Genomic DNA, 25,044 nt, shown 5'->3' with positions numbered 1-25,044 from the left:
TTGTATGATTAAGTTTATTATTTGATTCTAAGGCTATTTTTTGACAATCTTCTTCTTCAGAACTTCGTTATTATTATTTGTAATCATGATAATATAAGTACCTTTAGGCAGATCTGATAGATCATAGGTGTCGGATTCTTTATCAAATGTTTTTATAAGTTTCCCAGACATATCCACAACACTAACTTTTTCTACTTTATTTCGGGAATCAAGTTTAATATGAATATTATCCCCTACCGGATTTGGATATATTTCTATATTATCTGAGTGAGAAACCTCCGAAGCTGCCAAAACGGTCCCGTTTGTTATAGTTAAATTATCCACCACCACACCAAAAGAATAGTCTCCGACGTCATCATAAACAAACCTTAACTTAAAAGCCGCATTCACATAGGGTGTTAAATCGATATTTGCCGCCGAAGCATAAGACGTCAGTATATAGGATAAGGTATTAAAATCAATATCCCAAACACCTGCATCACCCGAAGAGGTAAAAACCTGGACCCAGGATGCCCCATTGAAAGCTTCCACTTTCAACGTTGAGTCAAGATCATAAATTTTATTAGCATAATTAAACGACAGCTGTGGGTTTACAACTCCGGTAAGGTTAATTACAGGAGAAATCAGTCTGGCATTCGTATTAATTCCGGTTGGCCCTGCATCATCATCATCAAAAAAAGCTGCTCCATCGGGAAAGCCTGCGAAGCCATTTTGTACCCCTACATTCCAATTAAAAGCCGTATCCGGATTTTCTACTGTCCATCCGGCCGGCAAAGCATTACCGTTGAAGTCTTCAGAATAGACTTGAGCATTACATATTCCACAAATGGATAAAAATAGAATAAATAATTTTTTCATAATAAAATATTTGATGTTTATATAAAATTAACGAATTATATTTTACAAAATTCAATTATATATAAAATCAATACATTACATAAATTTTAAAAAGAATCAGAATATTTATCTATTATTTATACCTTTATATTTAACCTTTAAATCACATCATATGAAAAAACTAAACAAAGAAAAATTGAAAAGCATTATGGCAGGAGGAGAAATCTGCCTTGAATGCGCCATTGGATATTATCAGGTCATTATTGATGGCAGGTGCTACTGTGTTCCGATGGACTAATAAAAAAAGCAGCTCAACAGCTGCTTTTTAATTTATATGATAAGAATTAATTAGCTCAACATTCGTTGTGCTTTCTTCACTCCTTCTACCAGAATATCAATTTCCTCGAAAGTATTATAAACCGCAAAACTGGCTCTTACCGTTCCTGCAATATTAAAGAAATTCATGATTGGCTGTGTACAATGATGTCCTGTTCTTACAGCAATTCCCATTTTATCAAGGATCATTCCTACATCAGAGGCTATCCCCACCCCTTCAAGATTAAAGGAAACAACACCGGTTCTCTTTGCTTTTTCTCCATAGATTTTAATTCCTTCTATTTCCAAAAGCTGTTTCTGGGCATATTCCAATAAAGCATTTTCATGATTCTGAATATTGGCATGACCTATTCTGTTCATAAAATCAACAGCAGCTCCTAAAGCGATATTTCCACCTACATTAGGTGTTCCCGCTTCATATTTAAATGGAAGACCCGCATAAGTAGTTCCTTCAAAAGAACATGTTGCAATCATCTCTCCTCCTCCATGGAATGGCGGCAAAGCTTCTAATATTTCACGTTTCCCATACAAAATACCCGTTCCCATGGGAGCATACATTTTATGACCTGAAAACACAAAGAAATCACAATCCAGCTTCTGTACGTCAATATTGAAATGCGGAGCAGACTGGGCACCGTCAATCACAACATAAGCGTCTGTATTCTTTCTTGTCTTTGCAATAATTTCTTCAATAGGGTTCACAATTCCCAATGCATTGGAAACCTGGTTTACAGAAACAACCTTTGTTTTTTCACTTAAAAACTGGTCAAAGTGATCCATCTGAAGAATTCCGTTTTCATCAATTGGAATTACACGAAGTTTTGCTCCGGTTCTTTCACAAAGCATCTGCCATGGAACAATATTAGAATGATGCTCCAGATAAGAAATAATAATTTCATCATCTTTCTGCAGTTTCTGTGTCAAAATATAAGCGATGAGGTTCAACCCTTCTGTTGTTCCTTTTGTAAAAATCACTTCAAAATCATGTTCAGCATTGATGAATTTCTGAATCTTTCTTCTTGAAAGTTCCATTTCTTCCGTTGCCAGCTGGCTTAGGGTATGAATTCCTCTGTGAACATTGGCATTAAGTTCTGTATAATATGCGTGACAGACTTCCAAAACCGAATTTGGCTTTTGAGATGTAGCTGCATTATCCAGGTAAACCAATGGTTTACCATTCACTTCTCTGTCCAATATAGAAAACTGGCTTCTTATTTCCTGAATGTCAAACATTTATTTATTTTTTAAATTAAGACGTCCTTATTTAGAACACTTCAAATTTACGGCTTTTTTTCCGAAAGGAAGCATGAGGCCGAGAGCTGATAGTTGTCAGTTGATAGAAATATTCGATAGTATACAGTGAAGAAAGCTGATAAAACGATGAACTAAGGTCATTTGTAATCCTCTTATTTCTTTTTGACACTGCACACAAAAAAACCCGTCAAAAAAATGACGGGTCTATATTGTTTAAATAAGCAATTCTTATTCTGCTGCAGTTTCTTCTGCTTGAGCTGCCCCTTCTTCAGTTGCAACTTCTTCTTCATCTTCATCATCCATTGCTGCTGCACCTCCTTTCATTGCATTTCTAGACATCTTAACAGCAACTACTACTGCATTGTCTGGGTGCATGAAAGAATATCCTTCTGTTTTGATACCACCGATGTAAAGTTTGTTACCAATTCTTAATGGGGTAACATCTACAACGATTTCGTCAGGTAGGTTAGCAGGGATAGCTTTTACTTTTAGTTTTCTGAAAGACTGACGTAAAACACCACCAGCTACAACACCTTTTGAACGTCCAGTAATTCTTACAGGAACCTCCATAACTACTGGCTTATCGTCAGATAGTTGGTAGAAGTCTACGTGAAGAATTTTGTCAGTAATTGGGTGAAACTGAATGTCCTGAAGAACAGCTGGAATTGTTTTTCCGTCAACCTCAATAGATACCGTGTGTGCTTCAGGAGTGTATACTAATCCTTTAAAAGCTTTCTCTTCAGCAGAGAAGTTTAAAGGAGCTTCACCTCCATAAACAACACAAGGAACTAATTCAGCATCACGTAAAGCTTTTGTAGACTTTTTGCCCACGTTTTCTCTTTTTGTACCTTGAATTGTAATAGATTTCATTTATAATAAATTTAAAAAATTATTCTTATTTAATTTGCAATCTGTTTAAAATCAATTAAATAACAAACTTGCTGCTAATTGATTTATGCTCATGAACCATGGTCATAACATCTGCAAATAATGGGGCGCAAGATAGCACTTTTATTTTAGATGACAAATTATTTTTAACAGGAATTGAGTCAGTTACAATAACTTCCAATAATTTTGAGCTCTCAATATTATCATAAGCCTTTCCTGAAAGCACTCCGTGAGTTGCCATAGCTCTTACTGTTTTTGCTCCCTTTTCAATTAAGATATCTGCTGCTTTACAAAGTGTCCCTGCAGTATCAATCATATCATCAATAAGGATTACGTTTTTACCTGTAACATCACCAATAAGGAACATTTCTTCTACAACATTCGCTTTTTTTCTTTCCTTATAAGCAATTACTACTTCAGCACCTAAGTGACCTGCATAGTTTTTAGCTCTTTTCGCACCTCCCATATCCGGAGAAGCAATAGTAAGATTATCAAGATTCAAAGATCTGATATAATCTACAAAAATACTTGAAGCATATAAATGATCTACCGGAATTTCGAAGAATCCCTGAATCTGATCTGCGTGAAGATCCATTGTCATTACTCTTGTTGCTCCTGCTGCTGTAAGAAGGTTTGCAACTAACTTCGCACCGATCGGCGCTCTTGGTTTGTCTTTTCTGTCCTGTCTGGCAAGTCCGAAGTAAGGAATTACAACGGTAATGCTCTTTGCAGAAGCTCTTTTCGCTGCATCAATCATTAGAAGAAGTTCCAAAAGATTGTCTGCAGGAGGGAATGTAGATCCAATCAGGAAAACTCTTCCTCCTCTTACAGATTCGTCCAAAACAGGCTCAAATTCCCCGTCGCTGAACTCCTGAAAGTTGATTTTCCCTAATTCTTTCCCATAATTCTGGGCAATTTTCTCTGCCAAGTCCCTGCTGGTTCTTGTACAAAATAGATAACTTAACTGATCGGCCATTTTTACTTTTTAAAAGATTTTGCAAATTTAAAAAAAAACCACAAGATTTACTCCTGTGGTTTCTAAGTTTTTATTTTATCAATTATTAAGGGAATTTAACTCCTGAATATTTGTTCGGATCTACCTGTGGAAGTGTAGATTTGTATTTCGCATTGATAGACTTAATAAATTCATTAGCAACAATACCATATCCACGACCTGTAAGGTGAACTCCATCTAGAGAGAAAGCTCCTCCTCTAACAAATGTTGCAGTATACTTTACTCCGTCAAATACAATTCCTGACTGTGAATTCAGTTCAAGCATCTTCGTATTAGCATCTACAAATGCAAGCCCATAAGAATCAGCAAGCCCTTTTATAGAAGCATTATATGCCGTTGTGGCTGTTTTCACATAACCAGCTTCTGTTTTTGTTAATACATGTTGGTTTTGTAACGGATAAGAAATTCCATATATATTTACCGGAGACGGAACCATTGGCGCCGTACTTCCGATTACAGAACTTGTAGTAAGCAAAATATAATCATCTGCTGTCGCCTGTCTTGCCTGGCCAAAGATTTGTCCAAAAGCAGTAGCTGTAGGCAATCCTAAAGAAGGAGTAAGTGCCGCTGTAAGCTGAGCAGATAAATCCGTCAAAGCAACATCCTTAATTAAAACAGGATTTGGGCCTGTTGCAGAAAGTAAATTAATTCTATCTCCAGCACCAAAAGCAGTAAGTGCTTGCTTCAAAGGACCGTATAAACTCGTATTAAGAGTTGTAAGATTTGAACCTAAAAGTGCAGGTGTCAAAGGGTTATAAGGCACCGTAGTAAAGAAAGGAACTGAAGTAACAGAAGGAATATTAGCAATAACTCCTTTTGTTGTTCCTACACTTTTAAGACCATCTAAAACCGCCTTAATAGATCCGGCAAGAAGCGCAGGATCAGAGATATCATTTGATTTATAAGTTGTAGGATTTGTATTTCCTGTCTGAACCGTAGCAATTGAATACGTTGTAACTCCTCCTACAGTCTGAGAGTTTGTTCCTCCATTGGTAGCATATGACAATACATCATTATTTCCTATCCAAAGAGAGAAGAAAGTAGCTTTCTGAGCCATAGCATCAGCCAGCACACTTGTTGTAGCAGAAGAAGCAAATCTTACAAAATAAGGATTAGCTGTTCCTGTTGCAAGACCAGCTTGGCTACCATATCCAGGAGCTACTAAGTGGAATGATTTCGCACCCGGCACACCCATATTATTATAAGTACCTCCTCCGGACAACATATCCAATGCTGCTGCTGCCCCACTTGGCACAGGAGCTAAAGATCCATTAACAACCTGAAGAGTCAATTTTCCAGGAAAACCAGGAAGATTATTGAATCCTCCTATATCATTAGGCATCAAAGGTTGTTTAAAGTCTCCGCCGCCTGCAAGTTTCATCTGTGCGGCAATGATGCTTGGATAAGATTCATTTTGGCCACTGCTGTACAATGCACCATCACGATATCCTGATGTAAGGGAGTTTCCTAACGATATATATTTTGAAAAGTCTGCGTCTCCTTTTGTTACCGGGATATCTTTCACATCCGTATCGAAATCCGTATTACAGCTTGTTACTGTAAAAAGAAGTGCAGAAACTGCAATTGTCGATATTATAATTTTTTTCATAGTCTTCTAAAATTAAAATGGATTATAAGAGAAACCTAGACCAAAGTAGAAAGCTGTTGCTTTTGACTGTCCGTTAAGCCCTATATTAACATTGTTTACCTTTCTGTACTGAGGCATTGCATATCCTCCTGCAACATCAATTCCGAATTGTTTCAGCTTAAAGCCTACTCCACCTGTAACTACATACGTATCATATGAAGGTGTTTCCGGGATAAAGTTGTCAGTTGTATAAGGAGCTTCATCATAATACGCCCCCAAACGTCCATAGATCATATTAGTGAACGCATATTGAGTTCCCAATCTGAATGTTTTGGAATTTCTGAAGTTCTTAGGATTGGTAAGAATAGTAGGATCCGATGGATTGTTCCCAATAGGAGCATTCTCGAAATCTAAAGTAAGTTTGCTGTATCTTTCCCATCCATGATAGTTAAAGTCTGCAGAAACCTGCCATTTTGGTGTCACTTTATAGGTTAAACCAATTGTATATTCTTCAACCAATGGAAGAACCGCCGAGAAACCATCTTGTCCTGCTGCATTCAGCTTCAGCTGCGTATAAACAGATTGTGATGGAAACTGGAATGTAGCCGTTCCGCTCTTAGCTTTCATATCTATTGCTGAACGGTAGGCAATACTTATGTCCAGTTTCGGATCAGGTCTGAAATAGAAACCAAATCCGTATCCATGTCCGGTTGCATTTTCATCATTAATATTCACCTTCCCGTCGAATTGCGTTACCGCTTTATCCCAATCTACTTTTCCTCTTGCGTAAATGTAGCTGGCACCAAAAGATACCCAAGGGGCCAGTTTTACAGAGACCATTGGCTGGAAGTAGAAACTTTTCAGTTCCATTTTCTGAACCAATTCTTTACCTTCCCAGTTTTCAGGCCATTTTATTGTACTTCCAAAAGGTGTTGTAACACTAAGACCTACGGTAAGTTTCTCTATTGGTCTATAAGTAATCGCCGCGTAGAAAGGAGTCCCTATAGGGTTATCTGTTTCTGCACTTTGTAAAGTATTGAAGTTTTGAAAAGTAACTTTATTACTTGCACCAAACCCTCCTGCCACTACACTCAGTTTGGAAGGGATAAATGACATACCCGCAGGGTTAAAGAATGTCACACTCGCGTCTTCGGCATGAGCACTAGTATGCGCCATTGCCAATTGTTTTACCCCTTGCAGGGAAACTCTGAAGCCTCCTGCGTAAGATAGAACTCCCGCCAATAAAGCAGTTGATACTAATATTTTTTTCATAGACTATTATTATATAAGCCAAATATAAAATTATTTTGAATACGTCTGTTAATATTTGCTAATATTTTAAACAATATCCTAAAAGAAAACTATGTTTAAAATAACACCTTCAAATAAACAAAAGCCAAATTTTTCATTATTAAGCATTTAAAAATATTTTAAAACAATCTCTATTTCATCGTTTAATATTAAACACATGTTTAACTTTTAAGATATCTTACCTCAAAAGTTCGGAACAGGGAATCAAATGATAATGAATGTTAAAGTTAAAAAAAACTCTGATCCAACTATTTCCGTTATAACAGGCTTATTTCGGGCTCCAGCTATCGTTCTCACTTAAAATACATCAATGTTTTGTTCCGAATTCAGGTTATTTAAGTATTTTAGAATTGCATAAAGATAAAAATACATAAATTTGCAGATTATAAATAATAGTAATATGAGTTGTGGATGTAAAACATCCGGCGATTCTGCACATTCTTGCGGCCCTAAGAAAACCGCAAATGGCTGTGAAAGTGTAAATACCTGCGGGAATAGTTATAAATTAAGTGTTTTTGACTGGCTATCTGACATCAACAATCCGGCACCTAACAGGTGTGATTTTGTAGAAGTTAGATTTAAAAATGACAGGAAATCGTTTTATAAAAATGTAAATAATATTCCTTTACATATTGGTAGCGTAATTACAGTAGAATCAAGTCCGGGACACGATGTAGGCGTTGTAAGCCTTACGGGAGAATTAGTAAAGATTCAGATGAAAAAGAAAAAGTTTTCAGAAGAATTGGCACTCAAAATATACAGACAGGCCAACCAAAAAGATCTTGAGGTATGGCAGGAAGCAAGAAAAAAAGAAGACGGTGTAAAGCTTGAAGCAAGAAAAATTGCTCAGAGAATAGGCCTCGAAATGAAAGTTACCGATGTGGAATATCAGGGTGACTCTTCAAAAATAACCTTTTATTACACTGCTGAAAACCGAGTAGATTTCAGACAGTTAATTAAAGATTATGCCGGTGCATTCCGTACTAAGATCGATATGAAACAGATCGGTTTCAGACAGGAAGCGGCAAAAGTAGGTGGAATTGGATCTTGCGGACGTGAACTTTGCTGCTCTACATGGCTTACAGATTTCAGATCGGTAAATACCAATGTAGCAAGATATCAGCAATTGAGCATTAATCCTCAAAAGCTGGCTGGACAATGTGGTAAGCTTAAATGCTGCCTTAATTATGAGCTTGACAGCTATTTGGATGCATTAAGCAACTTCCCTTCTTCTTCAACCACTTTAGAAACAGAGAAAGGAAAAGCATTTTGTATCAAAATTGATGTTTTCAAAAAGAAAATGTGGTTTGCTTACGTAGACAGCTCCATTGCATGGTATGATTTCGATATTGATCTTATTAAAAAACTGATTTCAAAAAATAAAAGAGGAGAAAAAATTCTTCCTCTGGAAGACTTGAAACAACCGGAAGCTTCTACTCAAAATATTGATTTGATACAAGAAAACAGTGTGGATCGTTTTGAAAAGAAAAACAGAGGAAACAGGAACAGAAACAACCAGAACAAGCACAGCAATAACCAACAGGGGCAACAAGGACAGCCACAAGGTCAAAAAAGAAACAGACCGGAGAGACAAGACAGACCTGAAAGATCTGAAAAACCCGAAAACCCTAATGCTCAATCTGGAAATCAGCCCAGACCTCAAAAACAACATCCACAGCAAAAAGCGCCCGTGGAAAAAGTAGAGGGTAATTCTGATGCTGAAAACAAGCCACAAAACAGCCCGAACAAGAAGAAATTTAAAAAGAAATATCCTCCAAAAAAAGATAATAATGCATAAAATTTTAGGATTATTTTCCCTTATCCTTTTCTTTAGCTGTAACTCTTCATCAGGAGGAGATGTCATCATGAATTCCGTTGATAACAAATGGAATAAGAAAAATGAGCAAAAATTTAATCTTGAAATTTCAGATCCGCAGAATCCTAAAAATATTATATTTGTCGTAAGAAACAACAATAGTTATCCTTACAGCAATATAAGATTCATTGTGAATTTCACCAATCTCCAGAACAAAAAAAAGGAAACTGACACCTTGAATTATGTGCTGGCAAAACCTAATGGAGAATGGCTTGGTACAGGCTTTGGTGATACAAAGGAAACTTTGTTTCAGTATAAACTGAATTATCAGTTTCCGGGAAAGGGAAAATATGAAATCGGTCTGACCCAGGCGATGAGAAATGACAACCTTTCAGGAATTGAGGATATTGGGGTAAAAATAGAAACGGCTAAACCGTAACCATAAATGGAAGAAAACAAAAAAAATGCAGGAAATAAGGGGAAAACATTTCCTCTGCCTCCTAAAAAAAAGAAAGATACCTCCTGGAAAAAATGGGTCTCATTTATTTGGATTGGACTCGTTGCGGTAGTTTTGGGAATTTCAGGACTTTTCTTTGCAGTTTCTCAAGGATTTCTTGGGGAAATGCCTGATGTAAAAGAACTTGAAAATCCTGATATCTTTGTCGCTTCAGAAATCATTTCTTCAGACGGAGTTATGCTGGGTAAATTCGAAAAGGAAAAAACACAGCCTATCGTTTATAAGGATCTTCCTCCTTACCTTATTTATGCCCTTCAGGCTAAAGAAGATGAGCGTTTCAAAGAACATTCAGGAATCGACTTATATTCTATCGCAAGAGCCGTGGCATATGGTGGTGGCCGTGGTGGTGGTTCTACGATCACTCAACAGCTGGCAAAACTTCTTTTCACAGGAAATGCTTCTCAAAATAAAGTTGAAAGAGCATTCCAGAAATTAAAAGAATGGGTAGTAGCGGTAAGCCTTGAGAAAAGATATACCAAAGAAGAGATTGTTACTCTTTATTTCAATAAATTTGATTTCCTTTTCAACGCTAACGGTATTGAAATGGCTTCCAGAGTTTATTTTAACAAAAAGACTTCGGAACTTACACTACCTGAAGCTGCAACATTTGTAGCAATGCTTGAAAATCCAAGAAAAAATAATCCTTACAGATACCCTGAAAAGGCAAAAGAAAGAAGGAATGTTGTATTGGATCAAATGCAGAAAACCGGATATATTGATGCTGCCACCTATGAAAAAGCAGCCAATACTCCTATTGAAGTAGACTTTCACCCTATTAAAAGTATCACTGACGGATATTCGGCTTATTACAAATTCTATCTGAGAAAAGAGATTGATAAATATCTTGAAACTCATGAAAAAGAAACCGGCAAAAAACTTAACCTTTACAAAGACGGTTTAAAAATATATGTTACGCTTGATTCTAAGATGCAGAAGTATGCAGAAGAAGCAATCAAAGAACACTTAACGGATCTTCAGAAAAGATTTGATGCAGAACAAAGAGGTAGAAAAAACAGACCTTTCTACTATCTTAATGACAAACAGATCAAAGATGTGATGCTTCAGGCTATGAAAAGAACCGGGCGATATAAGCTGTTAAAAGCTGACGGAATGCCGGAAGACTCCATTATGATGGAATTCAAGAAACCAATCAAAACTTCAAGATTCACATGGAGCGGAGAAGAAGAAGTTGAAATGTCTCCTTGGGATTCTATCAGATACCACAAACAAATTGCACAGGCAGGTCTGATGTCTATGGTTCCTGGAACCGGAGAGATCAAAGCATGGGTAGGAGGTATCGACTGGCAGCACTTCCAATATGACCACATCAAGCAGGGTAAGAGACAGGTAGGATCTACCTTCAAACCTTTCGTGTATGCAACCGCTATCATGAAACTGGGAATGACTCCTTGTTCAGCTGTTTCTAACGGAACGTATGATCATAACGGATGGCATGTGCCGGGAAGAGGAGGAATGCTTACTTTAAAAGATGCATTAGCGCACTCTCAAAACCCTGTTGCTGCAAGATTAATTGAAATGACAGGAGTAGATGCTGTTATCCAGACCGCAAGAGATCTGGGCGTAACAGAAGATATTCCAAGAAACAATACAATCGCTTTAGGTTCATCAGACATTACTATTTATGAAATGCTAGGTGCTTACAGTACTTTCGCCAACTATGGTAATCACAATAAACCGGAAATGATCTGGAGAATTGAAGATGCCAACGGTAGAGTAATCAAGGAAGTAAATGTAGAACCAAAAGAGGTCATGAACCCAATGTATGCTTACACCATGATTGAACTGATGAAAGGTGTTGCACAGTACGGAACCGCTTCCGGGGAGCTGGGAAGAAGAGGAATTTCAAAAGCAGTAGAAATTGCTGCTAAAACAGGAACAACTCAGAACAACTCTGACGGATGGTTTATGGGAATCACACCAAAATTAGCAACCGGAGCATGGGTTGGGTGGGAAGACAGAGCAACTCACTTCTTTGGAACCGGTGAAGGTCAAGGGGCAAAAATGGCATTGCCGATCTGGGCAATTTTCATGAAGAAAGTATGGGCAGATAAAAGCTTAGGAGTTACTCCTGATGATAAATTTGTTAAACCTTCCGATTGGAAAGACGGCTGTTCAAACCTTAAAGGATTAAGCGGAGGCTATGGAGACGATGGAAGCCTTCAGACGATCGATGAGATCAAAAATCCAAGGCCGGCAGACCCTACACCTAAAAAACCAACAGAAAAGAAAGAGGACAACATCAATGAAAATCTTCATTCCAATGATGAAGTAGATTTCAATAAATAAATTCTCTTTTAGAAATACATAAGACCTTTCAATAATTTGGAAGGTCTTTTCTTTTATAATTAATACCTTTGAAGGATGAATATCGAACGTATCAGACAACCTTTTATCGAGACTTTTCCAGGTGACTTTTCAAACAATCCTATGCAGAGAAATACCCCAAAGGTTTTATTTGCTACCATCAAACCTGCTGGTTTTGGTCAACCCGAATTAATTGCTTTTAATGAAGTTCTGTCCAAAGAAATAGGATTAGGAAAATTTGAAGATAAAGATCTGGACTTTCTGGTTGGAAATAACCTTCCGGAAAATGTTAAAACCTATGCTACAGTTTATGCAGGACATCAGTTTGGAAACTGGGCAGGACAACTCGGAGACGGAAGAGCGATACTTGCGGGTGAAATCACAAATGAAGCTGGAAAAAAAACAGAGATCCAATGGAAAGGTGCCGGAGCAACCCCCTATTCCAGACATGCTGATGGAAGGGCCGTATTGAGATCTTCTGTACGCGAATATCTGATGAGTGAGGCTATGCATCATTTAGGAGTTCCAACTACAAGAGCACTCAGCCTGGCTTTTACGGGCGAAGATGTAATGCGCGATATTATGTACAGTGGAAATCCTCAGCTTGAAAAAGGCGCAGTGGTCATCAGAACTGCTGAAAGCTTCTTACGCTTCGGACATTTTGAACTGATGTCTGCTCAAAGAGAATACAACAGTCTGCAGGAACTTACCGATTTCACCATTGAAAATTATTATCCGGAAATCACATCATCAGACAGTCAGAAATACAGAGATTTCTTTCAAAATATCTGTACCCGGACCGCAGATTTAATGGTTGAATGGTTCAGAGTGGGATTTGTACATGGAGTGATGAATACAGATAATATGTCTGCTCTGGGATTAACCATCGATTATGGACCTTACTCCATGATGGATGAATATGATTTGAATTTCACCCCCAATACCACAGACCTTCCAGGAAGAAGATATGCATTCGGAAAACAGGGACAGATTGCCCAATGGAATCTTTGGCAGCTTGCGAATGCACTCCATCCTTTAATTAAAGATGAAAAGTTTTTAGAAGACACCTTAAATAATTTTGGAACGTATTTCTGGGAGGCTCATGATCAGATGCTTTGTAAAAAATTCGGACTGGATCAGCTACAAAAAGAAGATGAGAATTTTTTCACCAATTGGCAGGGATTAATGCAGGAACTTCAGCTAGACTACACCCTGTTTTTCAGTCAACTGGAAAAAATAACTCCGGATACCGATATCAAAGGACATTTTAAAGAGGTTTCTTATATCTCTTTAAATGAAGAAATGCTGGAAAAACTTAGCAATTTCATTAAAAGTTATGAAGCAAGATTAGGTTTAAATTCTATATCAAAAGAGGCTTCATTAGCGATGATGAAAAAAACAAACCCAAAATTCATCCTGAGAAATTATCTTCTTTACGAATGCATTGAAGAGATCAATAACGGCAAAAAAGAAATGCTGGAAAAACTCACCAAAGCTTTAGAATTTCCTTATCAGGAATTATACCCTGAGTTCTCCGTCAAAAGACCTTCCGGCTATGACGATACTGCAGGATGTTCAACACTTTCATGCAGCTCATAAAATTTCAACAACAAAAGACATATCTAATTACCATATTATCATCATATTAAATATTTTCACTATATTTAGAAAAATCTTTAATATGAAAAAAATTGTACTTTCTTTAGCATTGGCATCATGCTTTTACGGCAATGCCCAGACCCTACTTTCGGAAAATTTCGAAGGAGCGACATTTCCTCCAACAGGATGGACTAAAACTAACACAAACGCATCAAGAGCATGGGATTTAACAAGTTCTGTTTTTTCCGGAACTTCAGCATCTTCTATTGAACTCAAAACGAGATTTACTATTGCCGGAAATAATTCTGCTACTATTGACTGGATTGCTGGCTCTAACACAGCATACCTTACAAGCCCTTCATTCAGTTTAGCTGGAGCGACAAGTCCAACCCTAAGCTTCAAAGTAAAAGTTGGCTGGGGCTATATGATAAGCCTGAACAAAGGAAATCTTCTGGCACAGATATCAATAGATGGGGGAACTAACTGGGTTACTCTTTGGAATGAAGATAGCGAACCCGGCTTTACTGATGACGGTGATGGTAATATAGATACTGATTTTTATAACACGGTTACTGTACAAAAAAACCTTAGTACATACATAGGACAGGCGAATGTAAAAATAAGATTCCAGTATATGGCAACTGATGCTGATGCTGTTTCAGTAGATGATGTACAGGTTGTTGCTAATGGAACTCTTGGTACATCTGAAACTTCAAAAACAAAAAACAGCGGTATTTCCATTTATCCAAATCCAACAAGAGGAGAAATCAACATCAAAACAAATAAAAAAATCAAATCTGCTACTGTAATTGATTCGAGCGGAAAATCTCTACTTAATAATACTTCTGAAAGATTAGATATTTCTTCGCTTCCGAAAGGAATCTATTTATTAAAAGTAGATTTTTCTGATGGAACATCGAAAACAGAAAAAGTAATAAAACAATAACAACGTTTATACAAACTTTTACAACCACCAGCTTTGGTGGTTTTTTTATTTTACTTTTGCAAAAAATCTGACACGTGTCTCTTATCAAAACAAAAACAATCAATTTCTTTAAACTTATTTTTCCTTCCACTTACACCGAGCTGGCTGTCTTTCTTTTTTTTATGATCTGCTATGGAATTTTAGGCTCATACATCGCCCTTCATTACAGAATTATTTTTGACAGCAGAATTCCATGGGATGCTTATTTCAGTTTTGACAACAAATCTATCCTTATGACAGGGGGTAGCTTTGAAAGACATCCTCTATCCTATTATTTTTTCAATTGGGTAAGAGAATTCTCATTATTCATTTCAGGCGGAAAAATGGACACCAACTTCAGGCTTACACTGGCTTGGCTCAGCAATATTATTATCAGCTTAAACATTGTTCAGGTTTTTAAATATTTAAAAAACATTATCTGTCTCCCGCTATGGTTAAGTGTATTAATCATTTTGTTTTTTGGAGTTTTTTCAACCAATATCATATTGTCCTTTACTCCGGAAAATTTCACCTACACCTTGTTTTTACTTTCATTATACAATTATTACGCAGCAATAAAACTCAGAAAAGAAGAAAAAACACCCGCAATTGCTCTTTCGCTTGCCGGAATTACCATCGGCGGGCTTACTATTACCAATTTTATAAAAGTTTTCATTCCCCTCCTTTTTGAAAAAAATCTTTTCAGAGACTGGAAAAAATTCGGAAATGCAGTGTTTAAGGTAACAATTGCAGTAATTTGTTTTGTACTACTCTATTTGAATAGAATTGATTTTAAATATCAGAATATATTTTCCAAAACCAACCAGCAGTACGAAAAATTCTCTAATGTAGAATCAATGCCCACTTGGGACATGATTCTCTCCTTCTTTTTCGGAGGCAATATTCTTTTCCCGGGATTTATTATTTCGGATAAACACAATATGAAGGGATTCGACTTTAAAGGACTTTATATGGACCTTTATTCTTCTGCTTTTCCTTACTTTTTTATAACCATATTATTGACCCTGATTATTTGGAGTTATTTTAAAAATTTCAAAAACAAATGGGTTCAGGTTATCGCCATTTCTTTTTTCGTTGACATTGTGATTCATTGTGTTATGAGATTCGGACTTCACACTTCATCCATTTATGGAGGACATTTTGTTTTCGTGTATCCACTTCTTTTGGGATGGCTTTTTTATTCCTACAGATCGTCCCGTAAAGTAATGTCAGTCTTAACATTAACTGTGATCTTACTATTTGTCTATCTACTGGCCAACAATTTATTTCGAATGGCTGAATTTTTCTGGTTTATGGAAACTTATTACCAATAAAAAAAGCTGAGAAAATTTCTCAGCTTTTTTGTTTTTATGTTGAAATGAATTCAATTCTATTTTGCTTCCGCACAGAAAATTCTGTACTGTACAGCTACCGCAGATTTAAAATATTCTCTGATTCTTGAAAGATCACCAGCCGCACTTTGTTTTGTGAAATAACTTCCTGCCAAAATCTTGTAGTTAGGTCTTAAAGAAGCATCCGTTTCCACTTTAAGGTTAGGGAATCTTTTTCTGAAATAAGACTTTACTTCATTGGCTTCTTCGTTACTTTTCACAGTAGTAATCTGAATTTTAAAACCTAAAATTCTAGGATTTTTCTTACAAATTTCAGCATTCGTAAGTTCTCTGCTCGGCACAAAGATTTTGGGAGGTTTTGTATTGATCCCTGTAGAAACTCCAATATCATTGGAACCGGAATCTTTAGGATAATTTGCGGGAGTAACTTTAGCACATTTTCCTTCAATTCCTTCCAAAGCTGCATTTATTTTGGAATCCATTGTCATAACAAGTTCCGTACCCGAAAGGGTATCTTTTTTAACAACTTGCTGGGCTTCAATATTATAAAAACCAAATAGTGATAATATCGAAAATATTTTAATCAAATTTTTCATTTAAACTTGTTTTCGCAAATTTATACAAATTAAAAAACTATACCAAACAGGTTATTTAGAATCAATACAAATTAAACGTAAATGATATTTTCCCTTTTAGATATACCGTTAAATTCCTGTTAAAAATATTATTTTTGCCGAATTGATTGAATGTTCAATAATTTACTAACATAAGATAATTTAAATGATTAGTTGGAGAAAGCATTATAAAAAAACGTTGATCGCAATAGGCTTATTGCTATCAACCAGTGCTTCATTTTACGGGCAAGACGGCGATCCTAAAAACGGAGAGAAACTTTTCAAAGCGAATTGTACTGCATGTCACGCGCTGGACAAACAAGTTGTTGGACCACCATTAAAGGGGGTTGTAGAACGAGTAAAGACAGAAGGTGGTGTAGACAAAGATTGGCTTCACAAGTGGATCAAAGACAACAAAGCTCTGAGAGCTTCTGGGGATAAATACGCCAATGAGATTTTTGAAAAGTTTAATAAGACTGAAATGCAGGTCTTTCCAAATCTTACAGATAAGGATATTGACGACATTTTAGCTTTCACGACTAATCCTCCTGCTCCGGAAGAGAAAAAGCCGGAAGCAACTCCTGCAACTGACGCCGCTGCGGCAGCACCTGCAGACAAAACTACTACAAACGTTGTTATCATTTCACTTTTAGCGATCGCAGGTTTACTGGTTTGGATCTTAGTAAAACTAAGACAATTGGTAAAACTGGGTCAATCTGAAGATTTAGCTGGGCTTAACGAAACAAGAGTTCGTTCTTTCAGTGAAATGTATGAGAAGTTCCACTACATTGGTAAAGGTTTATTAGCAATTCTTGCTATTTTAGCTGCTTATGGAGTATGGAACTGGTTGATGTGGATTGGGGTTTACAAAGGTTACAAACCTGAGCAGCCTATCTACTTCTCTCACAAAATTCACGCTGGAGAACAAAAAATTGACTGTCAGCTATGTCACTCTAGTGCTAAATACGGAAAAGTATCTGAAATTCCTTCTATGAACGTTTGTATGAACTGTCACAGAACAATTTCCGAATATAACGCAGATCACTACATGGAGCCAGGAAAAGATAAGGCATTCTATGACGGAGAAATCCAGAAGATCTACGCGGCAACAGGTTGGGATCCTGCAAAACAACAGTACACAGGAAAAACACAACCGGTTGAATGGACAAGAATCCACAACATGCCAGACTTCGTTTACTTCAACCACTCACAGCACGTAATTGCTGGAGAACAAGCAATCATCAATTCTTTCAACAAAAAGAATCCTAACAACAAAATTGATGTTGTATGTAAAGCTTGTCACGGTAAAATTGATACAATGAATGTTGTTCAAATGGCTAACGACTTTACTATGGGATGGTGTATCGAGTGCCACAGAACGACTGAAGTTGATATGAACAACGGTTATAATAAAGAGTACTTCAAAAATCTACATGACAAGTTGAAAAAACAATATCCACAAGATGGAGGTAAGATCACTGTAGATGCAATTGGAGGTCTTGAGTGTGGTAAATGTCATTATTAATAACTAAAAAATTAGAAGTATAAATGGCTTCAAACAAAATACAATTCAGAAGTATTCATGAACTTAAAGATCCAGCTTTAAATGGTAAGCTGGCTCTTAAAGAGTTTCAGGAAGAAATTCCGGTAGAAGATTTCCTTGGAGATGCTGAGAAAAACGGATCAAGTACTTCAAGAAGAGATTTCCTTAAATTGCTAGGATTCTCTACAGCAGCAGTTACTTTAGCTGCCTGCGAAGCTCCGGTAATCAAAACGATTCCTTATGTGGTAAAGCCGCATGATATTATTCCGGGAGTCCCTAATTATTACGCTTCAACATATTTTGACGGTTTCGACTTTGCTAGTGTTTTAGTAAAAACCCGTGAAGGTAGACCCATCAAAATTGAACCAAACCCGGCTGGTGGCGATTTAGGTAAAACTAACGCAAGAGCTCAGGCAAGTGTACTTTCTCTTTATGATAATGATAAAGTAAAGCAGCCTAAACTAGACGGTAAAGACGAAACTTTCGATAAAGTAGACAGCTTCGTTATTAAAGGTTTAGAAGAAGCTAAAGCGTCTGGCAAAAAGATTGTGGTTTTATCACACTCTTTTGCTTCACCAACTTTCAAAAAGTTATTCGCTGAATTCAAAGCTAAATATCCTACAGCTGAATTAGTAACTTATGATGCTTTCCCTTACTCTGCAGGATTAGATGCAGCTCAGGAAGTATTCGGACAAAGAGCATTGCCTGTTTATGACCTTAAAGGTTCTGAATTGGTAGTTGCTTTCCAGGCTGATTTCTTAGGAGACTATAACGCTTCAAGCTTAGAAACTTCTTATGCAGCAGCTAGAAAACCGGGAGCAAGCATGTTGAGACACATCCAGGTGGAATCTAACCTGTCATTAACTGGTGCTAATGCTGACTCAAGATACAGATTAAAACCAAGTGCTGTAAACAAAACATTAGTTGAAGTTTACAATGCAATCGTAGGTGCTGGTACTTCTGATAAGACTGCAACTGAAATTGCTAACGAATTGAAAGCAAAAGGAAGCAAAGCTGTTGTTTTTGCTGACGGTTCTAAAGGAGCACAGGTTTTAGCACACTTAATCAACCAGAAATTAGGTTCAGTAGCTTTCACAGGTAAAGCAAACTTACTGAAAGAATTTAACGGTGCAAGATACCAGGAATTCCTTGGATGGGTAAACGGTGGACAAGTTGGTGTATTAGTTACAAACAACGTAGACCCTATCTACTCTCATCCAAAAGGAGAAGATTTCAAAAAATCTTTATCAAAAGTTCCTTACGTAGTTGCAGTAGCAGATAAGAAAAATGAAATGTACAAAGCAGCGAAAGCTGTAATTCCTGTAGCTAACTGGCTAGAGTCTTGGGGAGATATCGAACCACAGACAGGAGTATATTCATTGATGCAGCCTACCATCCAGAAAATCTACAAATCAAGACAGATTGAAGAGTCTCTATTGGTTTGGAAGAATGGTAAAAACAATGCCGCAAACAATTACTACGATTATTTAAAAGCAAGCTCAGCTTCACTTTTAGGTAGTACTTCTTTCAACAAAGCATTGTACAACGGTATCAACGCTTCTACAAACACAGCAACTTTATCTTATGCAGGTGGAAACGCTGCACAGGCTGTTGCTGAACTAGGAAACTTTAAAGCTTCTGAATTAGAATTAGTATTATACACTAAGACTTCAATGGGAGATGGTACTCAGTCGAACAACCCTTGGTTGCAAGAATTACCTGACCCAATTACAAGAATGTCTTGGGATAACTACCTTACAATTTCTCCTAAAGACGCAGAGAAGTTTGCAATTGACAACGATCTTAATGCAAGAATGCAGTTAGATGGTTCTATTGTAAACCTTACTGTAAACGGAGTTAAAATAGAAAACGTTCCTGTATTTGTACAGCCAGGACAAGCTGAAGGATCTGTAGGTCTTGCACTTGGTTATGGTAAGAAAAACTCAGGAGCAACTGCAGATACAGGGGTAAACGCTTATCCTTTATTTGATGGTTCTAACCTTGCTCTTTCAGGTGTTAAAATAGAGAAGACAGGAGAAGACCACGAATTTGCAGGTATCCAGCTTCAAAATACATTAATGGGTCGTTATGAAATCGCTAAGGAAGTTCCTTTAGCTGAATTCATTAACGTTGCTTTTGATGATGAACACAAGGGATGGAATAAGCCTTTGGAATACCACACGATCAGTGGAGCACTTCCAGCGAGAAAAATCGACCTTTGGGATGCTTTCGATGATACGGATGGACCTCACTTCAACTTATCTATCGACTTGAACTCTTGTACTGGTTGTGGAGCATGTATTATTGCTTGTCAGGCAGAGAACAACGTTCCTGTAGTAGGAAAAGAAGAAGTAAGAATGTCAAGAGATATGTACTGGTTAAGAATTGACCGTTACTATTCATCAAGACAAAAGGTAGAAGTATACGAAGGATTGAAAGAAGGAATGGCTGTACCAGAATTGTATGGTACTGCGTTCGGAGACGGAGGAGCATTAAACCACCCTGCAGACAACCCGGATGTAATCTTCCAACCTGTAATGTGTCAGCACTGTAACCACGCTCCATGTGAAACTGTATGTCCAGTAGCGGCTACTTCACACGGTAAGCAAGGTCAAAACCATATGGCTTACAACAGATGTATCGGTACAAGATATTGTGCAAACAACTGTCCGTACAAAGTAAGACGTTTCAACTGGTTTACTTATAACCTAAATGACAAGTTCGATTTCAACATGAACAACGATTTAGGAAGAATGGTACTTAACCCGGATGTAGTTGTAAGAACTAGAGGGGTAATGGAGAAATGTTCAATGTGTATCCAAATGACTCAGAATACTATTCTTGAGGCTAAGAAAGAGGGAAGAAAAGTGAAGGATGGAGAATTCCAGACTGCTTGTTCTAAAGCTTGTTCTACCGGAGCAATGACATTTGGAGACATGAATGATAAAGATTCTGCAATTAGAGAGCAATATGCATCTAACAGAAGATATTATTTACTAGAGGAGATCGGCACAAAACCAAACGTGTTCTATCATACTAAAGTAAGAAACAGAGTAGAAAATTAAAGTTTAAATAATAAATAGGTAAAAAATGTCAGGACATTACGAAGCTCCGATAAGGGAACCTCTAATTATTGGTCACAAAACTTATCACGATATTACAGAAGATATCGCACGACCTATCGAAGAAAGAGCAGGTAAATTATGGTGGATCTCATTATATGCTGCACTAGTTCTATTCCTCTATGGATTCGGCTGTATCGCTTACACTATCGGGACAGGTATTGGAGCATGGGGGCTTAACAGAACTATTAACTGGGGTTGGGATATTACCAACTTCGTATGGTGGGTAGGTATCGGTCACGCCGGGACCCTAATCTCCGCAGTATTATTATTATTTAGACAGAGATGGAGAATGTCTGTAAACAGATCTGCAGAGGCGATGACGATCTTTGCGGTTGTACAGGCAGCAATCTTCCCTGTAATCCACATGGGTAGAGTTTGGGTTGGATACTGGGTATTCCCTTTACCAAACCAATTCGGTTCTCTTTGGGGGAACTTCAACTCTCCTCTACTTTGGGACGTATTTGCGATCTCGACGTATTTCTCAGTATCAACTGTATTCTGGTTCATGGGACTAATCCCTGACTTTGCAATGATCAGAGATAGAGCTAAAACCCCTTGGACTAAGAAAATTTATACATTCCTAGCATTCGGTTGGGGTGGTAAAGCAAAACACTGGCAAAGATTCGAAGAACTTTCTTTGGTTCTTGCAGGTTTGGCAACTCCACTTGTATTCTCAGTACACACTACCGTATCTTTTGACTTCGCAACTTCAGTTATTAAAGGATGGCACTCAACAATCTACCCTCCTTATTTCGTAGCTGGTGCGATTTTCTCAGGATTTGCAATGGTACAAACACTATTGTTAATTGCAAGAAAAGTTTGTCACTTAGAAGACTATATTACAATGTATCATATCGAAATTATGAACATCGTAATCGTTCTTACAGGTGGTATGGTAACTGTAGCTTATGCTACTGAATATTTCATCGGATGGTACTCAGGATCTAGATTTGAAGATTTTACATATCTTTCTCCAGGTGCTGCTGTAGGACCTTACTGGTGGGCATTCTGGTCATTGATCATCTGTAACCTTGTGATTCCTGCTTCTTTCTGGTTCAAAAGAGCGAGAACGAACATTATCTGGACATTCATTGTTGCATTAATCATCAACATCGGTATGTGGTTTGAGCGTTTTGATATCATCGTTATCAACCTTTCAAGAGACTACTTACCAGGATCATGGACAATGTTTAAGCCAACGATCATTGATGTGGGTGTATATTTAGGAACTATCGGATTCTTCTCTGTTTTGTTCTTATTATACGCAAGAACATTCCCTGTAATTGCACAGGCTGAATTAAAATCGATTCTGAAAATTTCAGGTGAAACTTATAAAGCAAAAGAAGGAGATGAGCACCACTAAAATTGTATATGGACTTTATGCTGACGACGACGATTTAATGAACGGCGTTAAGGCATTCAACGATAAAGGAATCGCTATAAACGAAGTGTATACTCCGTTTCCGGTTCACGGACTAGACAAGGCTTTAGGGTTAAAGAAAACTAGAATTTCTGATGCCGCATTCTTATATGCTCTTTACGGTGTTACTATCGGTGCTACTGTAACTTGGTATGTGATGAATCATGACTGGCCGCAGAATATCGGTGGTAAACCAGCTTTTGACTGGGCACACAACATGCCGGCATTCGTAGTTCCAATGTTCGAATTAATGGTATTCTGTGCTGCTCACATGATGTCTTTAACTTTCTTGGTTAGAAACAAAATGTATCCAGGAGCTCCTGCTCAGAACCCAGACCCGAGAACTACTGATGATAAATTCATGATGGAATTTGTAACTGAAGATGTAGAATCTGTAAAACAGTTGCTTATTGAAACTGGAGTTGAAGAAATAACTGTTAAAGACGCTTAAAATGAAAAAGAATGTATTAAAAATTACAGCGGTTTTAGGTTTAACAACGGTTTTACTTAACTCTTGTGGACCAAAGGACAATACTCCGCTGGTATATTTCCCGGATATGTATTTTCCGGTAGCTTATGATCCATTGATGAAAGCACAGGATGCTTATTCAGATCATGAAAATGAAATTCCTGCTTTTGTTAAAAATAGTGGTGCAACAGGTCTTGCTCCAGTAGAAGGATCTGTTTCTCAAAATAAAGATGGCGTTTTTGAAGAAAGCTTACTACCTAAAAATGTTGACGAGTACAACGCTGGGTATGATGCTTCTAAAAAACTTACAGTATCTCCTCTAAATCCAGCTAATGCAGCAAAGGATATTGAAAGAGGAAAAATCTTGTTTGATCACACTTGTGCGGCATGTCACGGAACAGGAGGTGATGGACAAGGACCTATCGTACAAAGTGGGGCATTCTCTGGAGTACCCAACTATGCAGACAGAGAAATTACTGTAGGATCTGTTCATTATGTATTAACAAACGGTAGAAATGCCATGGGATCTTATGCGGGACAACTGAACGCAGGAGACAGATGGAGAGTAGCATTGTATGTGATGAGTGCTTTCAAAAAAGGAGCAGCAGCACCGGCAGCAGCTACAGCGGCGGCACCAGCAACAACTGAAACGACTACCGAAACTAAAAAATAAGAAAAGAAATGTATAGTTTTTCACCAAAATTAAAATCAACTTCTATAATACTTCTTGTTGTAGGTTTAGTTCTTTTCGGTATTGGTTTCTTTATGAACAAAGGAATTTCTACTGAGAAAATAGAACAAATGATGGAAGCTGTTCATGCTTCTGGTCATGATGCTCCTACACACTCAAGTGAAATGGTTGGGCCACAGGATCACGCAGCTCATTTAGAGCATGCTGAGCTTCAGGTTCACAACCAGCCATTAGCATCGCTGCACTTTGTAGCAGTCTTTTTCTTTGGAGTAAGTTGCGCTGTACTGTTCTTCTACTGTATTCAGCACGCAGCTCACGCAGGATGGCCAATTATCATCACAAGAGTAATGGAGGCTATTGCTTCTTATATTCCTTACGGTGGTGCAATTCTGGTTATCCTGATGATCTTAAACATCACTCATAATGGTCATTTATTCCACTGGATGGACCCTGAATTGACAAATCCAGAGTCTGCTCATTTTGACGTGATCCTATTTGAAAAGAAAAGATTCTTAAATATTCCTTTCTATGCAATAAGAACTTTAATCTATGTGATTGGTGCTTCTTTCTTTGCTTGGAAACTGAAAGCTCAGTCTAAAAAAGTAGATGAGACTAAATCTAAAGTTGAGTATCAATTCCTTTACAGATGGGCGGTAGGTTATATCGTATTCTTCGGATTTGCTTCTGCAGCTTGGGCTTGGGACTGGTTGATGTCTATTGACCCTCACTGGTATTCTACAATGTATATCTGGTATTCAATGGTTAGCTGCCTTTCAAGTGGTATTGCTGTAATCATCTTATTAAGTGTTTATCTTAAGAAAAATGGTTTCTTACCACAGTTCAATGACAACCACTTACACGATTTAGGAGTTTTCCTTTTCGCTACAAGTATGCTTTGGACATATACATGGTTCGCTCAGTTCATGCTTTACTGGTATGCAAACGTTCCGGAAGAGGTTAACTACTTCTTCGGTAGATTCCAGCACTATGGTACAACGTTTTTACCAATGCTGATTGTAAACTTCTTATTACCACTATTGGTATTAGTAAGCAGCAGCATCAAGAGAAACTACAAAGTAGTTACCACAATGGCAGTAGTAGTTATCTTAGGACACCTTTTAGATTACTTCAACATGGTAATGCCGGGAACGGTAGGACCATACTGGAACACTCCTGAAGTATTCTTGTTAATCCTGGGAGCAGTTCTATTCGTAGCTGGATTATTTATGTTTACTGTTCTTTCAGCTTTATCTAAACTGAAGTTGATTCCTACAGGAAACCCATTCTTACACGAATCTGAAATTTATGAGTATCCTTTCTAAGGACTTGTAACAAAATAAAATTATAAAAGACTGATTGTTTAACGATCAGTCTTTTTTT

Annotated in this window: 20 protein-coding genes; 13 read left to right on the top strand and 7 right to left on the bottom strand. The window is 37.4% G+C overall.

Annotation, left to right across the window (positions count from 1 at the left end):
- Positions 1 to 33: 33 nt before the first annotated feature.
- Positions 34 to 858: a T9SS type A sorting domain-containing protein gene (locus KYG33_RS15640; RefSeq protein ID WP_180564936.1), complete on the bottom strand. Its 825-nt coding sequence runs from the start codon at positions 856 to 858 to the stop codon at positions 34 to 36.
- 151 nt (positions 859 to 1,009) lie between these two features.
- On the opposite strand from KYG33_RS15640, the gene KYG33_RS15635 reads away from it, so the two are divergent.
- Complete coding sequence (locus tag KYG33_RS15635; RefSeq protein WP_077413382.1) at positions 1,010 to 1,135, top strand: GNAT family acetyltransferase; 126 nt, start codon at positions 1,010 to 1,012, stop codon at positions 1,133 to 1,135.
- Positions 1,136 to 1,185: 50 nt separating this feature from the next.
- Here the strand turns inward: KYG33_RS15635 and KYG33_RS15630 are convergent, their stop codons facing one another.
- The 5 genes from KYG33_RS15630 to KYG33_RS15610 form a co-directional block, all read right to left on the bottom strand.
- Entirely contained in the window at positions 1,186 to 2,406 is a 1,221-nt protein-coding gene (locus KYG33_RS15630) for an aminotransferase class V-fold PLP-dependent enzyme (protein ID WP_180564935.1), read from the bottom strand.
- A gap of 249 nt (positions 2,407 to 2,655) precedes the next feature.
- Positions 2,656 to 3,297: a 50S ribosomal protein L25/general stress protein Ctc gene (locus KYG33_RS15625; protein ID WP_180564934.1), complete on the bottom strand. Its 642-nt coding sequence runs from the start codon at positions 3,295 to 3,297 to the stop codon at positions 2,656 to 2,658.
- A 55-nt stretch (positions 3,298 to 3,352) separates the two neighbouring features.
- On the bottom strand, positions 3,353 to 4,291 hold the full coding sequence (locus KYG33_RS15620; RefSeq protein ID WP_077413379.1) for a ribose-phosphate pyrophosphokinase: 939 nt from the start codon (positions 4,289 to 4,291) through the stop codon (positions 3,353 to 3,355).
- Positions 4,292 to 4,376: 85 nt separating this feature from the next.
- Positions 4,377 to 5,939 (bottom strand): G-D-S-L family lipolytic protein, encoded by a 1,563-nt coding sequence (locus KYG33_RS15615; RefSeq protein ID WP_077413378.1) that lies wholly within the window; start codon positions 5,937 to 5,939, stop codon positions 4,377 to 4,379.
- Positions 5,940 to 5,951: 12 nt separating this feature from the next.
- Positions 5,952 to 7,190, bottom strand: coding sequence for an OmpP1/FadL family transporter (locus tag KYG33_RS15610; RefSeq protein ID WP_047380209.1), 1,239 nt, complete (start codon positions 7,188 to 7,190; stop codon positions 5,952 to 5,954).
- A gap of 439 nt (positions 7,191 to 7,629) precedes the next feature.
- On the opposite strand from KYG33_RS15610, the gene KYG33_RS15605 reads away from it, so the two are divergent.
- From KYG33_RS15605 to KYG33_RS15580, 6 genes are all read left to right on the top strand, one after another.
- The gene (locus KYG33_RS15605; RefSeq protein WP_219073270.1) at positions 7,630 to 9,027 is read left to right on the top strand and encodes a stage 0 sporulation family protein; all 1,398 of its coding nucleotides are present in this window, start codon (positions 7,630 to 7,632) and stop codon (positions 9,025 to 9,027) included.
- The gene (locus KYG33_RS15600; RefSeq protein ID WP_077413375.1) at positions 9,020 to 9,484 is read left to right on the top strand and encodes a gliding motility lipoprotein GldH; all 465 of its coding nucleotides are present in this window, start codon (positions 9,020 to 9,022) and stop codon (positions 9,482 to 9,484) included. Before KYG33_RS15605 ends, KYG33_RS15600 begins: the two co-directional genes overlap by 8 nt.
- Before the next feature lie 6 nt (positions 9,485 to 9,490).
- Positions 9,491 to 11,869: a transglycosylase domain-containing protein gene (locus KYG33_RS15595; RefSeq protein ID WP_077413374.1), complete on the top strand. Its 2,379-nt coding sequence runs from the start codon at positions 9,491 to 9,493 to the stop codon at positions 11,867 to 11,869.
- A gap of 75 nt (positions 11,870 to 11,944) precedes the next feature.
- Entirely contained in the window at positions 11,945 to 13,486 is a 1,542-nt protein-coding gene (locus KYG33_RS15590) for a protein adenylyltransferase SelO (protein WP_219072039.1), read from the top strand.
- A gap of 82 nt (positions 13,487 to 13,568) precedes the next feature.
- A complete protein-coding gene (locus KYG33_RS15585; protein ID WP_219072038.1) occupies positions 13,569 to 14,432 on the top strand; it encodes a T9SS type A sorting domain-containing protein in 864 nt (287 codons plus the stop codon).
- Between the two features lie 74 nt (positions 14,433 to 14,506).
- A complete protein-coding gene (locus tag KYG33_RS15580) occupies positions 14,507 to 15,784 on the top strand; it encodes a DUF6080 domain-containing protein (RefSeq protein WP_257468805.1) in 1,278 nt (425 codons plus the stop codon).
- 56 nt (positions 15,785 to 15,840) lie between these two features.
- On the opposite strand, the gene KYG33_RS15575 is transcribed toward KYG33_RS15580, so the two are convergent.
- The gene (locus KYG33_RS15575) at positions 15,841 to 16,398 is read right to left on the bottom strand and encodes an SPOR domain-containing protein (protein ID WP_047380203.1); all 558 of its coding nucleotides are present in this window, start codon (positions 16,396 to 16,398) and stop codon (positions 15,841 to 15,843) included.
- Between the two features lie 184 nt (positions 16,399 to 16,582).
- Between KYG33_RS15575 and KYG33_RS15570 the strand changes: the two genes are divergently transcribed.
- The 6 genes from KYG33_RS15570 to KYG33_RS15545 are packed head-to-tail and all read left to right on the top strand — an operon-like array spanning position 16,583 to position 24,986.
- Entirely contained in the window at positions 16,583 to 17,941 is a 1,359-nt protein-coding gene (locus tag KYG33_RS15570; RefSeq protein ID WP_047380202.1) for a c-type cytochrome, read from the top strand.
- Positions 17,942 to 17,964: 23 nt separating this feature from the next.
- The gene (locus tag KYG33_RS15565; RefSeq protein WP_180564931.1) at positions 17,965 to 21,024 is read left to right on the top strand and encodes a TAT-variant-translocated molybdopterin oxidoreductase; all 3,060 of its coding nucleotides are present in this window, start codon (positions 17,965 to 17,967) and stop codon (positions 21,022 to 21,024) included.
- 25 nt (positions 21,025 to 21,049) lie between these two features.
- Positions 21,050 to 22,447: an NrfD/PsrC family molybdoenzyme membrane anchor subunit gene (nrfD, locus tag KYG33_RS15560; protein ID WP_077413369.1), complete on the top strand. Its 1,398-nt coding sequence runs from the start codon at positions 21,050 to 21,052 to the stop codon at positions 22,445 to 22,447.
- Complete coding sequence (locus KYG33_RS15555; protein WP_047376185.1) at positions 22,434 to 22,955, top strand: DUF3341 domain-containing protein; 522 nt, start codon at positions 22,434 to 22,436, stop codon at positions 22,953 to 22,955. Before nrfD ends, KYG33_RS15555 begins: the two co-directional genes overlap by 14 nt.
- A 1-nt stretch (position 22,956) precedes the next feature.
- Positions 22,957 to 23,646, top strand: a complete 690-nt coding sequence (locus KYG33_RS15550; RefSeq protein ID WP_219072037.1) for a c-type cytochrome — start codon at positions 22,957 to 22,959, stop codon at positions 23,644 to 23,646.
- Positions 23,647 to 23,654: 8 nt separating this feature from the next.
- Positions 23,655 to 24,986, top strand: coding sequence for a hypothetical protein (locus tag KYG33_RS15545; RefSeq protein WP_047376181.1), 1,332 nt, complete (start codon positions 23,655 to 23,657; stop codon positions 24,984 to 24,986).
- Positions 24,987 to 25,044: the final 58 nt, after the last annotated feature.

This window comes from Chryseobacterium sp. D764 (assembly GCF_019317325.1).
In the GTDB taxonomy this organism is placed as follows: Bacteria; Bacteroidota; Bacteroidia; order Flavobacteriales; family Weeksellaceae; genus Chryseobacterium.
This window is presented reverse-complemented; position numbering and strand designations above follow the sequence as displayed.